General features: G+C 71.9%; 17 protein-coding genes. 4 read left to right on the top strand and 13 right to left on the bottom strand.

The window, feature by feature from the left end:
* Positions 1-98: 98 nt before the first annotated feature.
* From pheA to FBY22_RS40505, 7 genes are all read right to left on the bottom strand, one after another.
* Positions 99-1,031 (bottom strand): prephenate dehydratase, encoded by a 933-nt coding sequence (pheA, locus tag FBY22_RS40535; protein WP_142153476.1) that lies wholly within the window; start codon positions 1,029-1,031, stop codon positions 99-101.
* Positions 1,032-1,064: 33 nt separating this feature from the next.
* On the bottom strand, positions 1,065-2,354 hold the full coding sequence (gene efeB, locus FBY22_RS40530) for an iron uptake transporter deferrochelatase/peroxidase subunit (protein ID WP_142153474.1): 1,290 nt from the start codon (positions 2,352-2,354) through the stop codon (positions 1,065-1,067).
* A gap of 8 nt (positions 2,355-2,362) precedes the next feature.
* Positions 2,363-4,594, bottom strand: a complete 2,232-nt coding sequence (locus FBY22_RS40525; protein WP_142153473.1) for a copper resistance CopC/CopD family protein — start codon at positions 4,592-4,594, stop codon at positions 2,363-2,365.
* 15 nt (positions 4,595-4,609) lie between these two features.
* Positions 4,610-5,071: a copper chaperone PCu(A)C gene (locus FBY22_RS40520; RefSeq protein ID WP_399212785.1), complete on the bottom strand. Its 462-nt coding sequence runs from the start codon at positions 5,069-5,071 to the stop codon at positions 4,610-4,612.
* The gene (locus FBY22_RS40515) at positions 5,068-5,721 is read right to left on the bottom strand and encodes an SCO family protein (protein ID WP_142153471.1); all 654 of its coding nucleotides are present in this window, start codon (positions 5,719-5,721) and stop codon (positions 5,068-5,070) included. Before FBY22_RS40515 ends, FBY22_RS40520 begins: the two co-directional genes overlap by 4 nt.
* Positions 5,722-5,800: 79 nt before the next feature.
* Positions 5,801-6,529 (bottom strand): YcnI family protein, encoded by a 729-nt coding sequence (locus tag FBY22_RS40510; RefSeq protein WP_142153469.1) that lies wholly within the window; start codon positions 6,527-6,529, stop codon positions 5,801-5,803.
* Between the two features lie 106 nt (positions 6,530-6,635).
* A complete protein-coding gene (locus FBY22_RS40505; RefSeq protein ID WP_142153467.1) occupies positions 6,636-7,448 on the bottom strand; it encodes a hypothetical protein in 813 nt (270 codons plus the stop codon).
* 223 nt (positions 7,449-7,671) lie between these two features.
* Between FBY22_RS40505 and FBY22_RS40500 the strand changes: the two genes are divergently transcribed.
* Positions 7,672-8,118, top strand: a complete 447-nt coding sequence (locus FBY22_RS40500) for an ATP-binding protein (RefSeq protein WP_142153465.1) — start codon at positions 7,672-7,674, stop codon at positions 8,116-8,118.
* Between the two features lies 1 nt (position 8,119).
* Here FBY22_RS40500 and FBY22_RS40495 read toward each other — a convergent pair whose 3' ends face one another.
* The 3 genes from FBY22_RS40495 to FBY22_RS40485 all read right to left on the bottom strand — a co-directional run bounded on the left by FBY22_RS40495 (position 8,120) and on the right by FBY22_RS40485 (position 12,557).
* Positions 8,120-9,499, bottom strand: a complete 1,380-nt coding sequence (locus FBY22_RS40495; RefSeq protein ID WP_142153463.1) for a PLP-dependent aminotransferase family protein — start codon at positions 9,497-9,499, stop codon at positions 8,120-8,122.
* An 80-nt stretch (positions 9,500-9,579) separates the two neighbouring features.
* Positions 9,580-11,046 carry an aminopeptidase P family protein gene (locus FBY22_RS40490; protein WP_142153461.1) on the bottom strand — a complete coding sequence of 489 codons (1,467 nt, stop codon included), beginning with the start codon at positions 11,044-11,046 and terminating at the stop codon, positions 9,580-9,582.
* 116 nt (positions 11,047-11,162) lie between these two features.
* Positions 11,163-12,557 (bottom strand): PP2C family protein-serine/threonine phosphatase, encoded by a 1,395-nt coding sequence (locus tag FBY22_RS40485; protein ID WP_174267422.1) that lies wholly within the window; start codon positions 12,555-12,557, stop codon positions 11,163-11,165.
* A gap of 612 nt (positions 12,558-13,169) precedes the next feature.
* On the opposite strand from FBY22_RS40485, the gene FBY22_RS40480 reads away from it, so the two are divergent.
* A complete protein-coding gene (locus FBY22_RS40480) occupies positions 13,170-13,835 on the top strand; it encodes a bifunctional DNA primase/polymerase (protein ID WP_142153457.1) in 666 nt (221 codons plus the stop codon).
* Positions 13,836-13,891: 56 nt separating this feature from the next.
* On the top strand, positions 13,892-14,512 hold the full coding sequence (locus FBY22_RS40475; protein WP_260845376.1) for a hypothetical protein: 621 nt from the start codon (positions 13,892-13,894) through the stop codon (positions 14,510-14,512).
* A 244-nt stretch (positions 14,513-14,756) separates the two neighbouring features.
* Here FBY22_RS40475 and FBY22_RS40470 read toward each other — a convergent pair whose 3' ends face one another.
* From FBY22_RS40470 to FBY22_RS40460, 3 genes are all read right to left on the bottom strand, one after another.
* Positions 14,757-15,746: a DUF5926 family protein gene (locus tag FBY22_RS40470; RefSeq protein WP_142153455.1), complete on the bottom strand. Its 990-nt coding sequence runs from the start codon at positions 15,744-15,746 to the stop codon at positions 14,757-14,759.
* Positions 15,747-15,866: 120 nt separating this feature from the next.
* Positions 15,867-16,514 carry an ATP-binding protein gene (locus tag FBY22_RS40465; RefSeq protein WP_063824473.1) on the bottom strand — a complete coding sequence of 216 codons (648 nt, stop codon included), beginning with the start codon at positions 16,512-16,514 and terminating at the stop codon, positions 15,867-15,869.
* Between the two features lie 146 nt (positions 16,515-16,660).
* Complete coding sequence (locus tag FBY22_RS40460) at positions 16,661-17,488, bottom strand: glycerophosphodiester phosphodiesterase (protein WP_142153453.1); 828 nt, start codon at positions 17,486-17,488, stop codon at positions 16,661-16,663.
* Positions 17,489-17,743: 255 nt separating this feature from the next.
* Between FBY22_RS40460 and FBY22_RS40455 the strand changes: the two genes are divergently transcribed.
* Positions 17,744-19,198 carry a S1C family serine protease gene (locus FBY22_RS40455; protein ID WP_142153451.1) on the top strand — a complete coding sequence of 485 codons (1,455 nt, stop codon included), beginning with the start codon at positions 17,744-17,746 and terminating at the stop codon, positions 19,196-19,198.
* Positions 19,199-19,247: the final 49 nt, after the last annotated feature.

Below are 19,247 nucleotides of genomic sequence, written 5' to 3'. Positions count from 1 at the left end.
TAACTCCTGTGGATAACGAAAATCTGCAGGTAAGACCGCGGTCGGGCGGGGCGAGCCCACACGGAAGCGCCGTAGGAACCACCCGTCAGCACCGCCCGTCAGAACCGGCCGTCCTGGCAGCGCGCCACCCAGTCCGACGCCGCCACGAACTCCTCGTCCGACGTCCCGAGCCGAGGTGCCCCCACATCCTCGACGCCCGCGTCGGCACGCGGGTAGGAGCCGAGGAACCGCACCTCCAGGCAGATCCGCTTGAGCCCCATCAGGGCCTCGGCCACCCGCCGGTCGGAGATGTGGCCCTCGGCGTCGATGCAGAAGCAGTAGTTGCCGATGCCCGCGCCGGTCGGCCGGGACTGAAGGAGCATGAGGTTGATGCCGCGGGTGGCGAACTCGCCCAGCAGATCGCGCAGGCCACCGGGGTGGTCGTCGCGCTGCCACAGCACCACGGACGTCTTGTCCGCGCCGGTCGGCGCCGCGGGCCGGGCGGGCCGGCCGACGAGCACGAAACGGGTCTGCGCGTTCTCGGCGTCGTGGATGCCGGTCTCCAGGGCCTTGAGACCGTAACGGGCGGCGGCGAACTCGCCCGCGAAGGCGGCGTCGTACTGCCCCTCCTGTACCAGGCGGGCGGCGTCCGCGTTCGAGGCGGCCGACTCCCAGTGGGCGTCCGGGAGGTTGTTCCTGAGCCAGTTGCGCACCTGCGGCTGGGCGGCCGGGTGGGCGGAGACCGTCTTGATGTCGGACAGCTCGGTGCCCGGCCTGACCAGCAGCGCGAAGGTGATCGACAGCAGCACCTCGCGGTAGATCATCAGCGGCGCGCCCGCGACCAGCTCGTCGAGGGTGGTGGTGATCCCGCCCTCGACGGAGTTCTCGATCGGCACGAACGCGGCCTCGGCCTCGCCGGCGCGGACCGCGTCGAGTGCGGACTGCACGGACACGTACGGGATCAGCTCCCGCGTGGCCGCCTCGGGAAGCGTGCGCAGGGCGACTTCGGTGAAGGTGCCCTCGGGGCCGAGGTAGGCGTAGCTCGCTGGCATGCCCTCACCCTAATGGCCCCAAAGCGACCCGGCTCACCCTTCCAGCAGCCGCTGTCCCACGAACTCGCCCTTCGCCGCCCCGCCCGGCACCGCGAAGAGTCCGCTCGCCTCGTGCCGGATGTACTTCGACAGGGCGTCACCGCGGTCGAGCTTGCGCTGCAGGGGGACGAAGCCGCGCAGCGGGTCCGCCTGCCAGCATACGAACAGCAGACCCGCGTCCGGCGCCCCGTCGGCGTCGATCCCGTCGTGATAGGAGAACGGGCGCCGCAGGATGGCCGCCCCGCCGTTCTGGTCGGGCCGGGTGATGCGGGCATGGGCGTTGAGGGGAACGACGAGGTCGCCCTTGGCGTCGGTCTTCTCCAGGTCCATCGCGGTCTTCTCCGAGCCGCCCGAAAGAGGCGCCCCGTTCGACTTCCGGCGCCCGATGACGTTCTCCTGGGCGGTGAGCGAGAGCTTCTCCCAGTCGTCGAGCAGCATGCGGATACGGCGTACGACGGCGTAGGAGCCGCCCGCCATCCAGGCCGGGTCGCCGGAGCCGGAGGCGGGCACGAAGATCCGCTTGTCGAAGTCGGCGTCCGTCGGCCTCGGATTGCGGGTGCCGTCGAGCTGGCCCATGAGGTTGCGTGCCGTCATGGGGTGGGCCGTGGCGCCCGGCGTGCGGTTGAAGCCGTTCATCTGCCAGCGGACCTTCGCCGCGCTGCCCGCGTCCTTCTGGATCGCGCGCAGGGCGTGGAAGGCGACGAGGGCGTCGTCGGCGCCGATCTGCACCCACAGGTCGCCGTCGCTGCGGGCCCTGTCGAGGTGGTCGGAGGAGAAGTCGGGAAGCGGGTCGAGGGAGACCGGGCGCTGCTTCTCCAGGCCGGTGCGGGTGAAGAAGCTGTGCCCGAAGCCGAAGGTGACGGTCAGCGAGGACGGTCCCGCGTCCCGCGCCACGTCCGTGTCGTCGCTCGACGCCGATTCACCGGCCATCAGCCGTTCGGCCGTCGTGGACCAGCGGCGCAGCAGTGCGGCGGCTTCCCTGCGGCCGGCGCCCGGCGTCAGGTCGAAGGCGACGAGATGGCCCGTGGCCTGCAGGCCGTCGGTGATGCCGGGCTGATGTTTCCCGTGAAACATTGCCATGTTCGCGCCGATCGAGCTCAGTGGAGCAGCCTGGGAGGGCGCGGCGGCGTATCCCACGGCACCGCCCGCCGCGCCGAGCACGAGGCCGGTGGCGCCGGCGGAGCCGAGCAGGGCGCGGCGCGAGACGCCGGGCGAGGGAGATGTCTGCGGTGAGGCAGCCGTGCGGGCGGGGGTGGGTGCCTGCGGAAGGGACTGTTCGGGCATGGTGCGGTTCAGCCGATCTGCGCGTTCTTGGAGACGGTCACCTGGTCGATGTCGGAGGTGCGCACGGTCACCGCGACCTTCCAGTCGCCCGCCATGGGGATCTGCACGTCGCTTGCCGCCCAGTGACCGGTGGCGACGTGGTCCGGGGTGACGGGCAGCGGCCCGATCTTCTTCGCCTCCAGGGTGAGGGCGACCTTCACCTCGGGGATGTCGAAGCCGCGCCCGTTGGTCCGGGTGACGTAGACGTGCATCTCGTTGCCGCCCACGCGCGCGGGGTCCAGGTCGACCGACACGACGCCCTTGCCGTCGGTGCCGCCCGTGTCGAAGGGCATGGTCAACGTCACCGCCCCTGATGAGGAGTCCGCCGACGAGGAGGAGGAAGAGGAGGACGCAGAGGTGGCCGCCTTGGCCTCCTGCTCGGTGCGGCCGGGTTCGGTCTGCGTCAGCACGGTGGTGACGGCGAGCAGGACGACGGCCACCGCCGCCTCCGCGAGCACGGAGCGCCGCAGCCCGAAGCGGTCGGGGTCGGCGTCGCGCTCGCGCTTCTGCCGGGCGCTGTCCACGGCGGCTCGCTGCCGGGCGAGCTGGGCGGCACGCCGGGAGTCGGCGGGGGACTCGGAAGCTCCACCGGTGGCCTCTGCGTCGCCGGTGGCGGGGAGGTCGCCGGACCCCTCGGACCCGCCGGAGGCCACGGAGTCGTGATCGCCCTCCGCTCCGACCCCTGAGCCCGCTCCGGCCCCTGAGCCGACTCCGGCTCCTGAGCCCGCCGCCCCCGACGCCGCCTTCGTCGAGCCGCCCCCCGCGCGAGCGGCCGCCGGCTCCTTCCGCCGAGGCGCGCCTTCAGCCGCCGCCTCGTTCCCGGAGGCCGCCGCCTCATGCCCGAAGGCCGCCTCCCCGTTCCCGGAGGCCGCGTGCCGCCCGGCGGTCTCGTCCAGCCCGGAGGGCGTCTCACGCCCGGCCGGACCGTCGGCCGATTCCTCCGACGCCTCGCTCTCCCCCGGGCTCACCGCAACCGCGTCCCCGAGCCGTCCCGTCCAGCGCCGGGAGATCGACGCGATGCCGACGAGCAGCGCCACGAGCCCGATCTTGGCGAGGAGCAGCTGCCCGTACGCCGTGTCGGTGAAGGCCGACCAGGAGCCCAGCTGGCGCCAGGACTGGTAGACGCCGGTCGCGACGAGGGCCAGGACGCTGCCGAACGCGACGGTCGAGAAGCGCCGTACCGCGGCGGCCTCGACCGGTGTCTTCGAGCGGTACAGCGCCACCAGCAGGGCGGTGAGCCCGCCCAGCCAGGCCGCGACAGCGAGCAGATGGACCACGTCGACCGGCATCGCGATGCCCGGCTGGAGGCCGGTCGAGGCGTGCTCGGCCATCGCCCAGCTGGCCGCGAGGCCGGCGGACACCACGAACCCGCCGATCGCGAGCCCGAACGTCAGGTCCCGCTTCTCCTCGTCCTCGCGCTTGTCATAGGCGCCGAACAGCACGGCGATGAACAGCGCCGCCGCGGCGAGCAGCAGCAGCCGGGAGACCAGCGCCGCGCCCGTCTTGGTCTGCAGCACCTGCCCCAGCAGGGACAGGTCGAAGATGTCGCCGACCTTGCCGGAGCCGGTGTAGGAGCCGCGCAGGAGCAGCAGCAGGAGGGTGGCCGAGGTGAGTGCCACCCATCCGGAGACCACCAGTCGCTGCACGGGCCGCACACCCGAGCCGCGCTGCCAGAAGGCCAGCACGAAGGCGCCGCCGCCGACCATGACGATGAAACCGGCGTACGACATGTACCGCCCGAAGCCGTACAGCCAGCCCACGACCCCGCCGCCGGCCGTGTCGCCGGAGACCGAGACGGTGGTCTGGGAGGGGGCGCCGATGGAGAAGGTGAAGGCCCCGGCGACGGGGTGGCTGTCCGCCGAGACGACCTGCCAGGAGACGGTGTAGGTCCCGTCGGGCAGGCCGCTCTTCAGCTGCACCGCGTACGAGGTGCCGCTGGTGTTCGACGGTTTGCCGGTGTCGACGCGCTTGCCCTTGGGGTCGAGCACGCGCAGGGAGTCGGCGGAGGTGGCGACCTTCTCGGAGAAGCTGAGGGTGACCTGGGTCGGTGCCTTGTCGACCACCACCCCCTGCGCGGGGTCGCTGCCGGTGAGCGCGGCGTGCGCGGAGGCCGGGCCGGCACCGGCGAGGAGTACGCCGATCACGGCCAGGAACAGCAGCACCAGCGCCCGTGCGCGGCGGGGGGTGATGGTCGGTGTCACGGTGGTGCCTCTCCCTCAGTGGCCGGTCGCAGGGTTGTACGTGGCCGACTTCACCGGTATCTCGACGGTGAGGGGGTCGGACTCGGCGAAGTGCAGTTCGACGGTGACCTTCTCGCCCTGCTTCGGCTTCCCCTTCAGCTTCTCGAACATCAGGTGGTTGCCGCCGCTCTTGAACACGAGTTGACCGTGGGCGGGCACATCCAGGGACGTGACCTCCCGCATCGACTGCCCGACGGTCTCGTGCATGGTGACGCTGCCCGCCGCGTCACTGGTGACGGAGGTCAGTTCGTCCTTCGTGCCGCCCTTGTTGGTGAGGACGAAGAATCCGGCGGCCATCTCGCCCGTGATGGGCTGGGGCATGTAGGAGGCACTGACGGACAGTTCGGGCCTGGCGTCGCCGGAGCCGCCCGAGCCGCCGCAGCCCGCGAGGGCGAGGGCGCCGGCCATCACCAGGGCCGTGGGAGCGAGCCGCCTCACGGGTTCTGCCCCCTGATGATCTTGGGCAGGTCCTTGGTGTAGTCGTCGACGGAGGCGTCCTCGCCGTAGAGGACGTAACCGCCGTCGGTCTTCGGCGAGAAAGCGATGACCTGGGTGCCGTGCACCGAGACGGTCTTGCCGGTCTTCTTGTCCTTGTGGGCCGGCTCGATGGAGATGCCCAGGGTGCGGGCGCCGGCCTGGATGGTGGAGAAGTCGCCGGTCAGGCCGACGAAGGCGGGGTCGATGCCCTTGAGCCACTTGCCGAGTTCGGCCGGGGTGTCGCGGGCCGGGTCCGTGGTCACGAACACCACTTGGAGCTTGTCCTGTTCGGCCTTGGGCAGCTGCTTCTTGGCGACGGCGATGTTGCTCATCGTCGTCGGGCAGATGTCGGGGCAGTGGGTGTAGCCGAAGTAGATCAGTGTGGGCCTGCCGGCCGTCTCCTTGCGGAAGTCGTACTTGCGGCCGTGGGTGTCGGTGAGCACCAGGTCCGGCTTCTCGAACGGCTGGTCGAGGACGGTGGCGGCCTTCTGCCCGGTGTCCTCGGAGACCACGGCGACGGGGGAGTCACTGCTGTCGCCGCTGCCGCAGGCGGAGAGGGTCAGGGAGGCGGCGGCGAGCAGCACGGCCGCGGCGAACGTCTTGTTGCGCATAGAAAAATGTCCCAGATGTGAGAGCTCCGGTGTGCACCGGGGGCCGTACGCCCCCGGTGCACAGGGCGGTGGAAGGACCTCAGGCGTCGGTGCGCCGACGGCCGGCCAGCACGCCGTAGGCCACGCCGAGCGCGCCGACGGCGATGCCGACGACGGCGAGCACGCGCGCGGTGGTGTCACTGCCGTCGGAGGTCGCGGCGGGGTCGGAGGCGGCCGTGGTGGTCTTGGCGGAGGCGTCCTCGGCCGCCGTCGAGCCGTGGTGCCCGTCCTCGGAGGCGGCCGACAGGGTCAGCACGGGCGCCGGGTTCTCGGGCTCCTCCTGCCCGTCCTGCTGGACCTCGATCCAGCGCACGACCTCCTTGTTGTCGTACGTCTGGATCGCCTTGAAGACCAGTTCGTCCGCGTCCTCGGGCAGGGCGCCCACGGAGACCGGGAACTTCTCGAAGTAGCCCGGCTCGATGCCCTTGCCGTCCGCGGTCCAGGTGATCTTGGATACGGCCTCGGTGATCTTCTTGCCGTGCACCTCGAGCGGCTTGGCCAACTTGGACTTGGTGACGTGGATCTTCCAGCCGTCCATCGGCTCCGGCATCGCGGAGGCCAGCGGGTGGTCGGCCGGGAAGGTGACCTCCAGCTTGGTGGTCGAGGCGTTGTCCCGCTCGTTGGGGACCTTGAAGTCGACGACGGCGTAACCGCCCTTGGCGACCGAGCCCTCCGGCTGCACGCTGACGTGCGCGAACGCGGGGCCGGACAGGGTGAGCACGGCGGCGCCGGCCAGGGCGCCGGAGGCGGCGAGACGAGAGACCTTCATGGCAGAGAGCACTCCACTTCGAGTGTGGTCGCGGTGATGGGGTGCGCGCGCACGCGCGCGTGCCGCACGACGGCGGCCCCACCCCGAAGGAGTGCGGTGCGTCGCGTCAGGCGGCGAGGAGGAAGCGCGCGGCGGCGGGCGGGCCGCGCCGGATCACCGTGTGCTGGAGTGCGGCGGTACGGGGGCGGGGCGGTGCGAGCAGGGTGGTGCCCGGCACGCGCGGACCCGTCTCGGGTGCGGCCGGCAGCCCGGCGCGCAGGGCGCGCACCAGGGCTAGCGCGGAGCGCAGGGACCGTACGAGAGCCCCTTCGGCCATGGAGTCCGCGGACAGTTCGACGAGCCTGAGCAGTGCCAGGTCCCCGCGGCGCAGCAGCCAGCCGGCGGCGACCGCCGCGAGGACGTGGCCCAGCAGCATCGGCAGGGACGGCAGCAGGGAGACCAGGGACGGGGAACCGGCCGGGCGCACGGAGCTCATGTCCATGGCCGGGGTCTGCGGAATTCGGGCGTCGGTGAGGATCCGGCGGGCCTGGGCGGGACTGATCGCCGCCGCTGCGGCCCCGCAGGTGATGCGGGCCGCCTGCCGGACCAGCGAGGCGTCGGACGCGGACCTCATGGACGCCATCGACATGCCGCCGGCGGCCGTGTGCTGACCCAGCCCGAAGAGCGTGTGCAGCACGATCTGGCCCGCCGCGAGCAGCGCGGCGATCCCGGGCAGTGACCGCTCGCGTCCGCTGAGCGGCACCGTGACGAGCAGGACGCCCAGGAAACCGGCGACCAGCGTCCACGGTGGCACCGGGGCGCACGAGGCCAGGGCGTGGCCGCCCGCGGCCAGCACGACGCAGACCGCGGCGAACACCGCGGCCCGCAGAATCCGGACGTCTCGTCCGGAGCGCGCCCTGCGCTGGTGGGGGGCAGTCATGGCGGGCTCATCATCCCACTGGCCCTGCCGGCACCGTACGGCAGGTCCACAAGGTGACCTACGGGCCAGAAGATCACTCTCTGACATGAGCTGATCGGACATACACCGATTCCTGACCGGACGCATCGCCCATATGGGCGGCGTCACGTCAACTCGGTGCTTACACATGCCTACGCGCGGCAATAAAAAACGGTATGTCGAGCCGCGGCCGGGAGGCTGGAGCATGAGCATCTGGTGGTCACTCCACTTGCGGCGGGAAGCCGCGAGCGTGCCGCTCGCCCGGCGGCTGCTGCTCGGCGCGATGGAGACGGCGGGGGTCGACCCCGACATCTCCTACGACCTCTCCGTCGCCCTCAGCGAGGCCTGCGCGAACGCCGTCGAACACGGCGGCAGCGCCGAGGACGGCGAGTCCGCGGAGGCGTACCGGGTCACCGCCTACCTGGACGGCGAGAAGTGCCGTATCGAGGTCACGGACTCCGGCCCCGGTCTCGCGGGGCCCCCGGCGGTCCGCCCCGCCCGCGCCGACGCCGAGCACGGCAGGGGGCTGTATCTGATCCGCGAGCTCGCCGACCACGTCCACATCGGCGACAAGCCCGGCCGTGACGGCACGGTGGTGAGCTTCGACAAGATCCTCAAGTGGCGCGAGGACGCACCGCTGCTGGCGGTCTGACTCAGCGGGCCGGGTCGGCCGACTCCAGCACCTTTTCGAGCACCGTCAGGGCCTCCGGGTACACCCGCTCCCGAGGCGTCCCGTACCCCACGACCAGCCCCTGCGGGTGTGTCTCGTCCGGGGTGTGCCAGTGGTCGCCGAGCCGGCCCAGGGCCAGGCCCTCCGCCTCGGCGCGTTCCAGCACGTCCGCCTCGTCGGCCACCTCCACGAGCGCGTGCAGTCCGGCCGCGATGCCGCGCACGTCGCGGTGGCCGCCGAGCCGGTCGAGGAGCTGGTCGCGGCGTCTGCGGTACCGGAGCCGGCACGCGCGCACGTGACGGTCGTAGGAGTGGCTGTCGATGAGTTCGGCGAGCGCCAGCTGGCCGATGGACTCGGTGTGGTGGTCGCTGTGCAGCTTGACGTCGGCGACCGCGTCGACCAGGTGCGGCGGCAGCACCATCCAGCCGAGCCGCAGCGCGGGCCCGAGCGTCTTGGAGGCCGTGCCGAGGTAGACGACCTGGCCGGGTGCCATGCCCTGGAGCGCGCCGACGGGCTGGCGGTCGTAGCGGAACTCGCCGTCGTAGTCGTCCTCGACGATCAGCCCGCCACGCGCGCGTGCCCAGTCGGTCAACGCCCGCCGCCGCTCCGGGTGCAGCGTGACTCCGGTCGGGTACTGGTGGGCCGGGGTGACCACGGCGGCCCGGCAGTCCCCGAGGTCCCCCGCGCGCACCCCCCGTTCGTCGACCCGCGCCGCGACCACACTGCCGCCGTTGCGCCGCACGACCTCCCGGTGGAAGGCCAGCCCGGGGTCCTCCATGGCGATCTCGCCGCCCTCCAGCACGCGCGTGAGAAGCGCGAGCCCCTGCACGTAACCGGAAGTGATCACGATCCGCTCGGGCGGCGCGAGGACTCCCCGGGCGCGCCCCAGGTAACCCGAGAGCGCCGTGCGCAGCTCGACGCGCCCGCGCGGATCGCCGTAGTCGTAGGCCAGCAGCGGGGCCGTGGCGATGGCCCGCCGCAGCGCCCGTAGCCAGGCCGCCGCCGGGAACGCCCCCACGTCCGGGCTGCCGGGGCGCAGGTCGAAACGCGGCGTAAGCGCGCGTGCGGCGGTGCTCGGCGACTCCGTCTCGGCCTTGGGCAGCTCGGCGACCCGGGTGCCCGAGCCCTGCCGGGCGGTCAGATAGCCCTCGGCGACGAGCTGGTCGTAGGCGGCCTTCGCGGTCCCCCTGGAGACTCCCAGTTCGGTCGCGAGCCGGCGCGTGGCCGGGAGCCGGGTCCCGGGTGCCAGCCGCCCGTCCCGCACGGCGTCCCGCAGCGCCCGTTCCAGCCCGACCCGCCGTCCCTCGCCGTCGTCGGTCTCCAGATGCAGATCGACACCGACGCCGGACCAGAAGTCGTCCACGACGACCCTCCCCCCAGGTTCGTGAATGCAGGCACATCAATGGCCGGGCACCCCACAGGTACCCGGCCATCCGACTCGTATCAGCCCCTGAGCGAGGCCATCCAGACCTCGACCTCGTCGGAGCGGCGCGGCAGCCCGGCCGACAGGTTGCGGTTGCCGTGCTCGGTCACCAGGATGTCGTCCTCGATGCGCACGCCGATGCCGCGGTACTCCTCCGGCACCGTCAGGTCGTCGGCCTGGAAGTACAGCCCGGGCTCGACTGTGAGGCACATTCCGGGCTCCAGCGTCCCGTCGACGTAGGCCTCCACGCGCGCGGCGGCGCAGTCGTGCACGTCCATGCCGAGCATGTGCCCGGTGCCGTGCAGCGTCCAGCGCCGCTGCAGCCCGAGCTCCAGCACCCGCTCCACGGGCCCCTCGACCAGCCCCCACTCGACGAGCCGCTCGGTGAGCACGCGCTGCGCGGCGTCGTGGAAGTCCCGGTACTTGGCGCCCGGCCGCACCGCCGCGATACCGGCCTCCTGGGCCTCGTACACGGCGTCGTAGATCTTCTTCTGGATCTCGCTGAACCGGCCGTTGACGGGGAGCGTGCGCGTCACGTCGGCGGTGTAGTACGTGTGCGTCTCGACGCCCGCGTCGAGCAGCAGCAGGTCGCCGGAGCGGACCGGGCCGTCGTTGCGCACCCAGTGCAGCGTGCACGCGTGCGGGCCGGCGGCGGCGATGGTGCCGTAGCCGACGTCGTTGCCCTCCACGCGCGCGCGGAGGAAGAAGGTGCCCTCGATGTAGCGCTCGGAGGTCGCCTCCGCCTTGTCGAGGACCTTCACGACGTCCTCGAAGCCGCGCACGGTGGAGTCGACGGCCTTCTGCAGCTCGCCGACCTCGAAGTCGTCCTTGACCAGGCGCGCCTCGGAGAGGAAGACCCGCAGTTCCTCGTCGCGCTCGGCGGTGACCTTGTCGGTCAGGGCCGCCTCGATCCCGGCGTCGTAGCCGCGCACGACCCGCACCGGGCCGGTCGCCTCGCGCAGGCTGTCGGCCAGCTCGCGCACGTCGGAGGCCGGGATGCCGTACAGCTTCGCCGCCTCGGTGAGCGAGTGCCGGCGGCCCACCCACAGCTCGCCCTGCCCGGAGAGCCAGAACTCGCCGTTCTCCCGGTCCGAGCGCGGCAGGAGGTAGATCGTCTCCTTGTGGCCGTCCCCGGTGGGCTCCAGGACGAGCACGCCGTCCTCGGTCTGGTTGCCGGTGAGGTACGCGTACTCGACGGAGGCCCGGAAGGGGTAGTCCGTGTCGTTCGAGCGGGTCTTCAGGTTGCCCGCGGGGATCACCAGGCGCTCACCGGGGAAGCGCGCCGACAGCGCGGCGCGCCGCGCGGCGGTCTCGGCGGCCTGGGCGATCGGCTCCAGGTCACGCAGCTCCGTGTCGGCCCAGCCGGACTTCATGTTCTCGGCGAGCTCGTCGGACACGCCCGGGTACAGGCCGTTCTTGCGCTGCTTGATCGGCTCCTCAGACTCGTTCTCCGGGGTCTCCGGGGTGAGCTCCTCGGCCACGGTCATCCTCCTTGTTACGGCACTGGACCCCGTCCATCGTACGGTCGTGCGGAAGGGGGCTCAGGGGCGAAGGACCTGTTACCGAGGGCAGCGGCGCGCGTACGGGATCACACGCCCCCGGCTCACTCGAAACGCGCCGCGAGCAGGACGACGTCCTCCTCGCCCTCGGCCGCGTCCAGCCCGTCCGGCAGGACGGTGCGCAGCACGTGGTCGGCGATCGCGTCCGGGTCGTGCCGCAGCGCCCTGGGCACGCCGGCGGCGGCCGCGTGCAGCCGGGCGAAGGCGCGGTCGGTGGGGTCACCGGTGCGGTGCAGCAGACCGTCGGTGTAGAGCAGAACCGTCTCGCCGGGCTCGGCCTGGAACTCCACGCTGGGCGCCTCCCAGCAGGCGAGCATGCCGAGCGGCGCGGACAACGACGTCTCCACGAACTCGGTGCGCCGCTCGCCGACCAGCAGCGGCGGGCAGTGCCCGGCACCGGCCAGTGTGATCTTGCGCAGCGCGGGCTCGCAGTAGGCGAACAGGGCGGTGGCGGAGCGGGCCGGTTCGGTCAGGCGCAGCAGCAGTTCCAGGTCCGACAGGACGGCAACCGGGTCCTCGCCCTCCATCACGGCGTACGCGCGCAGGGAGGCGCGCAGCCGCCCCATCGCGGCGACCGCGCTCGGGCCGGATCCGGTGACCGAGCCGACCGCGAGCCCGAGGGCCGCGTCCGGCAGCGGCAGGGCGTCGTACCAGTCGCCGCCCCCGCGCGGGCCGGCGCGGTGCCGGGCGGCGAGCTGGACGCCGGCGACGCGGGGGAGCCGGGACGGCAGCAGCTCCTCGGCCATCGTCGCCATGCACGCGCGCGTGCGCTCCACCTCGACCAGCCGGGCCAGGTGTTCGCCGGCGTAACGGGCGTACAGCCCGACCAGATGCCGCTGCCGCTCGCCCGGCTCCGCGGGCTCGTCGTACAGCCAGACGGCGGCGCCGACGCGGCCCCCGTGCTCGACGGACAGCGGGAGGGCGTAGCACGCGGCGTAGCCGAGGCGGGCGGCCACTTCGCGATGGCGGGGGTCGAGGCCGTCCTCGGCGAGCAGGTCGGGCTCGGCGATCTCGCCGTCGGCGCCCGGGAGTCCGTCGAGGATGCGGCCGTACGACATCGCGCTGCGCGGCACGGTCTCGATGTGCCCGAGGTCGGCGCGGGCCAGTCCCAGGCCGATCGTCGTGTCGGGTCCGAGCCCGTCGCCCGGTTCCAGTACGACGAGACCGCGCCGGGCGCCCACCAGGGCGGCTCCGGCGCGCAGCAGTTCGGTCAGGGCCTCGGCGAGCACGGCCGTGCGGGCCAGGCGTTCGGTGAGTTCGTGGAGTGTCGTCAGGTCCGAGACCCAGCCCGCGAGGCGGTCCTGGAGCAGTGCCCCGGGTGCGTTGGGCGGGGGGACCGGCGAGGAACCCGAGGCGGTCGGCGCGGGCGCGACAGTGTGTGCGGGCGAGGGAACCGTTGAATCGATTCCAGCCACTTTCGAAGGGTGAGGGGCGTTCATGGCGTCCGGCTTTCAGACCGGTGCGTATTGCTCAAAAGCATCGCAAACCCCCATGTCATTCTGCGCCGCTAGCAGTGTCTCCACATGTACACGCACTCGTGAGGGGATGTCCAGCATTGTCCTGCCGGGATTCCTGGTGTCCGTGGGTAACCGGAGTAGGGTGGGCCATTAAGCGAAGTTGGCCTAAAACAGCCTCGGGTAACGGGGTATTGCGGTCGACTGGGCTTGCTCCACAGAGCGTCACAGCGGTCGTGATGGGTACGTACTCGGAGAAGGCCAGGGGTGGTTGACAGCCACCCGGAACCTGGTGACCGAACCGGGCGTCCTATCCACCGACGACCGTGCCCCATCCTCCCGTGGCGGAGGCGAAGAGAAATACGCGTAACGGCAAAACGCCAGACTTCGCCACCCCCCGCCAGGCCCATGCTTTTGATAGACGCAGTATGGGTGGCGCGGCTGCCACGGAAGCAGCCAATGCTCGGCCCATAGGGGTTCCCCTTGCCTTCGGCAGGGGTGTGATGCGCCAACAGGTACGCACAGTGAAGTGATCGACACATGGTGTGATGTGACCCACGGTGTTGCCAGCGGTGCAACGGAAAGGAACGAGCGCTCATGCGCGAGATCCTCGGAAGGCGACGCAGGCTCCTGTCCCAGCGCAGCGACGGAAGGCCTGAGTTGATCAGCGCGGCCCTGACCTGCGCGACCACATGGCAGTGGCCCGTACTCCCGGGCGTGGCAGCGGACCCGCGGGGGCGTTCCCGCTGCGCCTGCCCGGACCCGGAGTGCACGGTGCCCGGCGCGCATCCCTTCGACCCCGGCCTCCTCGCGGCCACCACCGACCCGCGCATGGTGCGCTGGTGGTGGACCAACCGGCCCACCGCGCCGATCATCCTGGCCACCGGCGGCAAGGCGCCCTGCGCGGTCAGCCTGCCGGCCCTGGCCGCCGCGCACACCCTCGCCGCCCTCGACCGCATGGGCATGCGACTCGGCCCGGTCGTGGCCTCGCCCAGTCGCTGGGCGATCCTCGTGAAGCCGTACACGCTGGAGCAGTTGGGCGAACTGCTCTACGCCAAGGACTGCGTCCCCGGCTCCCTGCGCTTCCACGGCGAGGGCGGCTACATCGCCCTGCCCCCGACGGAGACCGGCGAGGGCGACATCCGCTGGGAGCGCGCGCCGCTCCCCGGCTCCGCCTCCCCCTGGGTCCCCGACGTCGAGCCCGTGGCCGACGCCGCGGTCGAGGTCCTCACTCGTACGGGTGTGAGCGCGCCCGAGTTGTAGGGGTGTCCGGCGCGCGCGGGGCGGCACGCGCGCGCGTGGTCGTTATCTTCCGCCTTATGCCGCGTCATTCCGGGGGACACAGGGCCCCACAGCCGCTCCGCAGCGGGCGAGACCCCCGAAGGATCCGCCTGCTCGCCCTGGCGGGCGTCGTGGTGGCGGCGGTCGTGCTGCCGCTGGCCGTGGCGTCGGCGGGGCCGGCGGGCGACAAGGGCAGTGCCGTCGTACGGGCCCCCGCGCGGCGGCCCGTTCACTCCTCGCCGCCCACGGGTGACGCCAAGGCGCCCTCCGCGCAACCCACCGGCTCTCCCCTGCTGCTCGGTCTGGGCCTGGCCACCGCCGCCCGCTGCGGCCCCTCCCTCACCTCGCCGGACGGCATCGAGGCGCAGACCTGTGTACTCACCCAGGGTGAGGGCACCTGGGCGCGCACCTACTACCGCAACACCACGGGCGACGCCCTGGACGCCGTACTGAGTGTCATGGGGCCCGGCGGACACACGGTGCAGACGAGCTGTGCGGTCGGCGCCGAGGACGAGCCGGGGATGTGCGAGACGCCCCGGGAGCGGACCCGGGGGACGCCGGACGCCTACTCGGCCGTCGCGGAGTTCGCGGCGAAGCGCGCGAGCGGGCCGCTGCTGCTGCGGTCGGGGAGCAACTCCGAGCCCAGGATGGACAGTTGACGGAGGAGGTCGTTCCGTAAGGGAGCCGCGGGCATGAAAAGACCCGGTTGCTGGCGACGGGGGATGCACCAGCAACCGGGCTACTGGAACGGTAACAAGAGATCGGCGGTTCGCAAATTCGATCCGGGCTTTCCGGTCACGTAATTGCTTGATCCCCACGGGACTTGTGGGCGGAGCCACCACATGCGGACGAGACGGCTCGGCTGACCGGTCGGTCAGCCGAGCCCGATGTCGTCACGGCCCGTCAACTGAGCGTGACCTGCCGGTTGGTGAGACCGCCGCGCGCGCGACGCTCGTCGGCGGTCAGCGGCGCGTCCGAGGCGAGGGCTGCCGCGAGGCGCTCGGCGAACTCGGCGGCCGGCTTCTCGATGTCCTCCGCCGTGACCGGGCTCGGCAGGTCCCAGACCGGCACGATGAGCCCGTGAGCCCGGAAGGAACCCACGAGGCGGGTGCCTTCACCGAGGTGCGAGCGGCCCGCCGCGTGCAGGCGCGCGAGGGCGTCCAGAAGCCGCTCCTCCGGATGCGGCATGACCCACCGCAGGTGGTTCTTGTCCGGTGTACGGCACCAGTACGCCGCGTCCACGCCGGACAGCTTCACGGTCGGGATCGCCGCGGCGTTGGCCCGCTCCAGGGAGGCGGCCACCTCGGGCGTGGCGTTCTCCGCGTCCGGCACCCAGAACTCGAAACCCTCGTGCACAACTGGCTCGAACGCGCCTTCGGAATCGAGCAGGTCCTGCAGTCGCGGGCCCTCCGCGGGAGCGCGCCGCCCCTCGACCGGGGTGCCCGGCTCGGCGGCCAGCGCGCGCTGGAGGGTGTCGGCGAGGTCGCGGCTGATGTCGCCCGAGGCCGTGTCGTTCTGCAGGCCGAGCAGGACCGAGCCGTCGTCGCGGCGCAGCGCCGGCCAGGCCATCGGCAGCACCGTGGCGAGGGTGACCGACGGGACGCCCTCGGGGAGACCGTCCTTCAGGGGCAGCTCGACCGTGGCCGCGGGCACCAGCTCGCGCAGCGCCACCCAGTCGCACTCCCCGGGCAGACCCTCGAAGGGGCGCTGCACCAGCTCGGTCACCGCCTGCGCGGCGGCCCTTCCGTGGCAGGCCTTGTAACGGCGGCCGCTGCCGCAGGGGCAGGGCTCGCGCGCGCCGACGACCGGAACGTCCCCGTCAGCGACTGCGACGCGGGCTCCGCCGGTGATCTGAGGCCGCTTGGCCTTGGTGGGGGGTCGCTTCTTGGCCATCGTGGGTGTCTCCCGGTTACGGCTCGTCTGTACGGCGGGAGCCTAGCCGTTCACGCCATGGATGACGGGCCCTGTGGACGAGCACGCCGGGCCGGGGCTGCGCCGCCGGTGGTGGCCGGGCTAGTCCAGGTCGTCGAACGCGTCCGCGAAGTCCAGGCTCGGCATCGCCGGGATCCGGGACACCGTCGGCGCTGTGACGCGCGTAGCGAAGTCGTCGCGGCGGTGCCCGGCATCGGGATCATGAACGTCCTCGTGGACCACGACCCAGACGGTGACCTCGCCGCGAGCGTCGTCCCGGACGCCCCAGTCGTCGGCCAGCGCGGTGATGATGTTCAGGCCGCGGCCGCCGTGCGCGGTGACCGAGGGTGTGGCCGGAGCCGGGCGGGTGGGCCCGCCACCGTCCGTGACCTCCACCGTGAGCCGGCCGCCGCGGTCGACGCGCCAGGCCGCGCGGACGTCACCGTCCCCGGCCAGGGCGTCGCCCAGGGGCCGACCGTGTTTGCACGCATTGCTCAAGAGCTCGGAAAGAATCAGTACGGCATCGTCGATGACCGCCTCCGAGACGCCGCCCCTGCGCAGCTGCTCGCGCATACGGTGTCTCGCCTCCCCCACGCCCGCAGGGCCATGGGGTACGGCCATGCTCGACGACGTGGGCACCTCCTGTGCCACCACCAACGCCACCCCCGAGACCTCCTTTGCCCCACGCCACGGTGTGGATGCCCCATTGGCCTGTACCGGAAACCGGCCAATGCACGCGCGGTGACGCATTCGAAACGATCGAATACGGACCGAACGCGCCGGAGCACTCCCTGTAGTCGTGTGGCTGGTTTTCGACGGTGTCCGGAAACGGAGGATGGTGCCAAAGGGGTGGAAGGGTCAAGAGTTCTTCACAGGTCTTTACCAGTGACACACCGTCAACGGTCGAGTTGGCGCAGCACCGCCCGCGGCCGGTTGGTGATGATGGCGTCGACGCCCAGCTCGACGCAGAGGTCGACGTCCTCCGGCTCGTTCACGGTCCACACGTGCACCTGGTGGCCGGCCCGCTTGAGCCGCTCGATGTACGCCGGCTGGTTGCGGACGATACGGATGGAGGGCCCGGCGATCCGGACACCCGCCGGGAGCCGTCCGTCGCGCAGCCGCGGCGAGACGAACTGCAGCAGATAGACCGTCGGCAGGGTCGGCGACGCGGCACGCACGCGATGCAGCGATCGCGCCGAGAAACTCATCACGCGCACCGGGGAGTCGTCGGCCGACGCGGGGGCGTCCAGGCCGAACCGCTTGAGGAGCATCAGCAGCCGCTCCTCCACCTGTCCGGCCCAGCGCGTCGGATGCTTGGTCTCGATGGCCAGCTCCACGCGCCGCCCCGCGTCCGCGACCAGCTCCAGCAGCCGCTCCAGGGTGAGCACGGAAGTGTGCTCGGGGCCCTCGGGGAGGTACTCCCAGTCGGGCTCCTCGTCGCGGGTGCGGAAGAACTCGCGCGTCCTGCGGGAGCCGAAGTCCAGGGTGGCGAGCTCGGCGAGCTCCAGCGCCGAGACCGCGCCGCGGCCGTTGGAGGTGCGGTTGACGCGGCGGTCGTGGACACAGACGAGATGCCCGTCGGCCGTCAGGCGCACATCGCATTCGAGGGCGTCCGCACCGTCCTCGATCGCCTTCTTGTACGCGGCCAGGGTGTGTTCCGGGGCCTCCTCGGAGGCTCCGCGGTGGGCGACGACCTTGATCGTGTGCTGCCGTGCGTGGGTCACCGCGTCATGGTGCCACCGCAAGGGGGTAGTCGTGCGTTCGGAGGAGCAGAGATTGCGTCCCTTTTGCGCGTCATGACCTATATAAAGAATGGCCGCGGACCCACAGGCACCGCTTATGGTGCCCTGACGGCTCATGGGAAAAGCTGACGGCATACAAAAGGACATGCACAGCTGCAGCGCGCGGACCGTCGACAACGAGAACGGGCGTGACCGAGTGCGACCGAGAAGAACAGCCGTGGATCGAGGAGAGAAGCTGTGAGCACCGAGAACGAGGGCACCGCGGTACCCCCGGCCCCGTCTGCACCCCCCGTGCCGGTGGACGCTCCCGCTCCCTCGGCACCTGCCACCCCCGAGGGGAGCGAGCGTACGGCCCCGCTCCCGCCGGTGCCCCCGAGCGCCCCCGGCGCTCCGGGACAGCACCCGGTGCACGCGGGCCACGCCCCCGCGTACGCCTCGGCGGAGTCCGGCGGTGCCCAGCAGGGCTCCGGGGGATCGGCTCCGGACAGCTCCTGGCCGCCCCCGCCGCCCGCGACTCCGTCGTACTCGGGCTGGGGCTCCACGTACGAGCCGCAGCCCTCGCCGAAGCGCAAGTCCGGCCGCGGCGGGCTCGTCGCCGCGATCCTGGTGGCCGCGCTGGTCGCCGGCGGCCTGGGCGGCGGCCTCGGCTACACGCTGGCCAAGAACAACGACGACACCTCCGGCTCCACCACCGTCTCCGCCTCCACCAGCGGCGGCGCGGTCAAGCGGGACGCCGGCACGGTCGCGGGCGTGGCCGCCCGGGCGCTGCCCAGCACGGTCACCATCGAGGCCGAGTCCAACAGCGGCGAGGGCGGCACCGGAACCGGCTTCGTCTTCGACACGCAGGGCCACATCGTCACCAACAATCACGTCGTCGCGGACGCCCTCGACGGCGGCAAGCTGACGGCGACCTTCCCGAACGGCAAGAAGTACAACGCCGAGGTGGTCGGCCACGCGCAGGGCTACGACGTGGCGGTCATCAAGCTCAAGAACCCCCCGTCGGACCTCAAGCCCCTGACGCTGGGCGACTCCGACAAGGTGGCCGTCGGCGACTCCACGATCGCCATCGGCGCGCCCTTCGGCCTGTCCAACACGGTGACCACCGGCATCATCAGCGCCAAGAACCGTCCCGTCGCCTCCAGTGACGGCACCGGCTCCAACGCCTCCTACATGAGCGCCCTGCAGACGGACGCCTCGATCAACCCGGGCAACTCCGGCGGACCGCTCCTGGACGCCCAGGGCAACGTCATCGGCATCAACTCGGCCATCCAGTCCACCGGCAGCGGGGGCCTCGGCGGCTCCAGCCAGTCCGGCTCGATCGGCCTCGGCTTCGCCATCCCGATCAACCAGGCCAAGTACGTCGCCCAGCAGCTGATCAAGACCGGCAAGCCGGTGTACGCCAAGATCGGTGCCTCCGTCTCCCTGGAGGACTCCACCAACGGCGCGAAGATCACCGAGTCGGGCACCGGCGGCTCCTCCTCGGTTGAGTCCGGCGGCCCCGCAGCCAAGGCCGGCCTCAAGCCGGGCGACGTCATCACCAAGCTGGACGACCGGGTGATCGACTCCGGCCCCACCCTGATCGGCGAGATCTGGACCCACAAGCCCGGCGACACGGTCACGGTCACCTACGAGCGGGGCGGCAAGTCCCACACGGTCCAGCTCACCCTGGGCGCCCGCACGGGCGACAGCTGACCCACCGACCCACGCGCGCGTACCTCCCCGGGTTCGCGACGTCTGCCCC

Source organism: Streptomyces sp. SLBN-31, from assembly GCF_006715395.1.
Classification (GTDB): domain Bacteria; phylum Actinomycetota; class Actinomycetes; order Streptomycetales; family Streptomycetaceae; genus Streptomyces.
This window is presented reverse-complemented; position numbering and strand designations above follow the sequence as displayed.

Coding starts and splice junctions, on each gene's coding strand:
- FBY22_RS40485 (WP_174267422.1), bottom strand. CDS start 12,557: ATGAACGCCCCTCACCCTTCGAAAGTGGCTGGAATCGATTCAACGGTT.
- FBY22_RS40480 (WP_142153457.1), top strand. CDS start 13,170: ATGCGCGAGATCCTCGGAAGGCGACGCAGGCTCCTGTCCCAGCGCAGC.
- FBY22_RS40515 (WP_142153471.1), bottom strand. CDS start 5,721: ATGCGCAACAAGACGTTCGCCGCGGCCGTGCTGCTCGCCGCCGCCTCC.
- pheA (WP_142153476.1), bottom strand. CDS start 1,031: ATGCCAGCGAGCTACGCCTACCTCGGCCCCGAGGGCACCTTCACCGAA.
- FBY22_RS40470 (WP_142153455.1), bottom strand. CDS start 15,746: ATGGCCAAGAAGCGACCCCCCACCAAGGCCAAGCGGCCTCAGATCACC.
- FBY22_RS40505 (WP_142153467.1), bottom strand. CDS start 7,448: ATGACTGCCCCCCACCAGCGCAGGGCGCGCTCCGGACGAGACGTCCGG.
- efeB (WP_142153474.1), bottom strand. CDS start 2,354: ATGCCCGAACAGTCCCTTCCGCAGGCACCCACCCCCGCCCGCACGGCT.
- FBY22_RS40475 (WP_260845376.1), top strand. CDS start 13,892: ATGCCGCGTCATTCCGGGGGACACAGGGCCCCACAGCCGCTCCGCAGC.
- FBY22_RS40510 (WP_142153469.1), bottom strand. CDS start 6,529: ATGAAGGTCTCTCGTCTCGCCGCCTCCGGCGCCCTGGCCGGCGCCGCC.
- FBY22_RS40500 (WP_142153465.1), top strand. CDS start 7,672: ATGAGCATCTGGTGGTCACTCCACTTGCGGCGGGAAGCCGCGAGCGTG.
- FBY22_RS40465 (WP_063824473.1), bottom strand. CDS start 16,514: ATGCGTCACCGCGCGTGCATTGGCCGGTTTCCGGTACAGGCCAATGGG.
- FBY22_RS40490 (WP_142153461.1), bottom strand. CDS start 11,046: ATGACCGTGGCCGAGGAGCTCACCCCGGAGACCCCGGAGAACGAGTCT.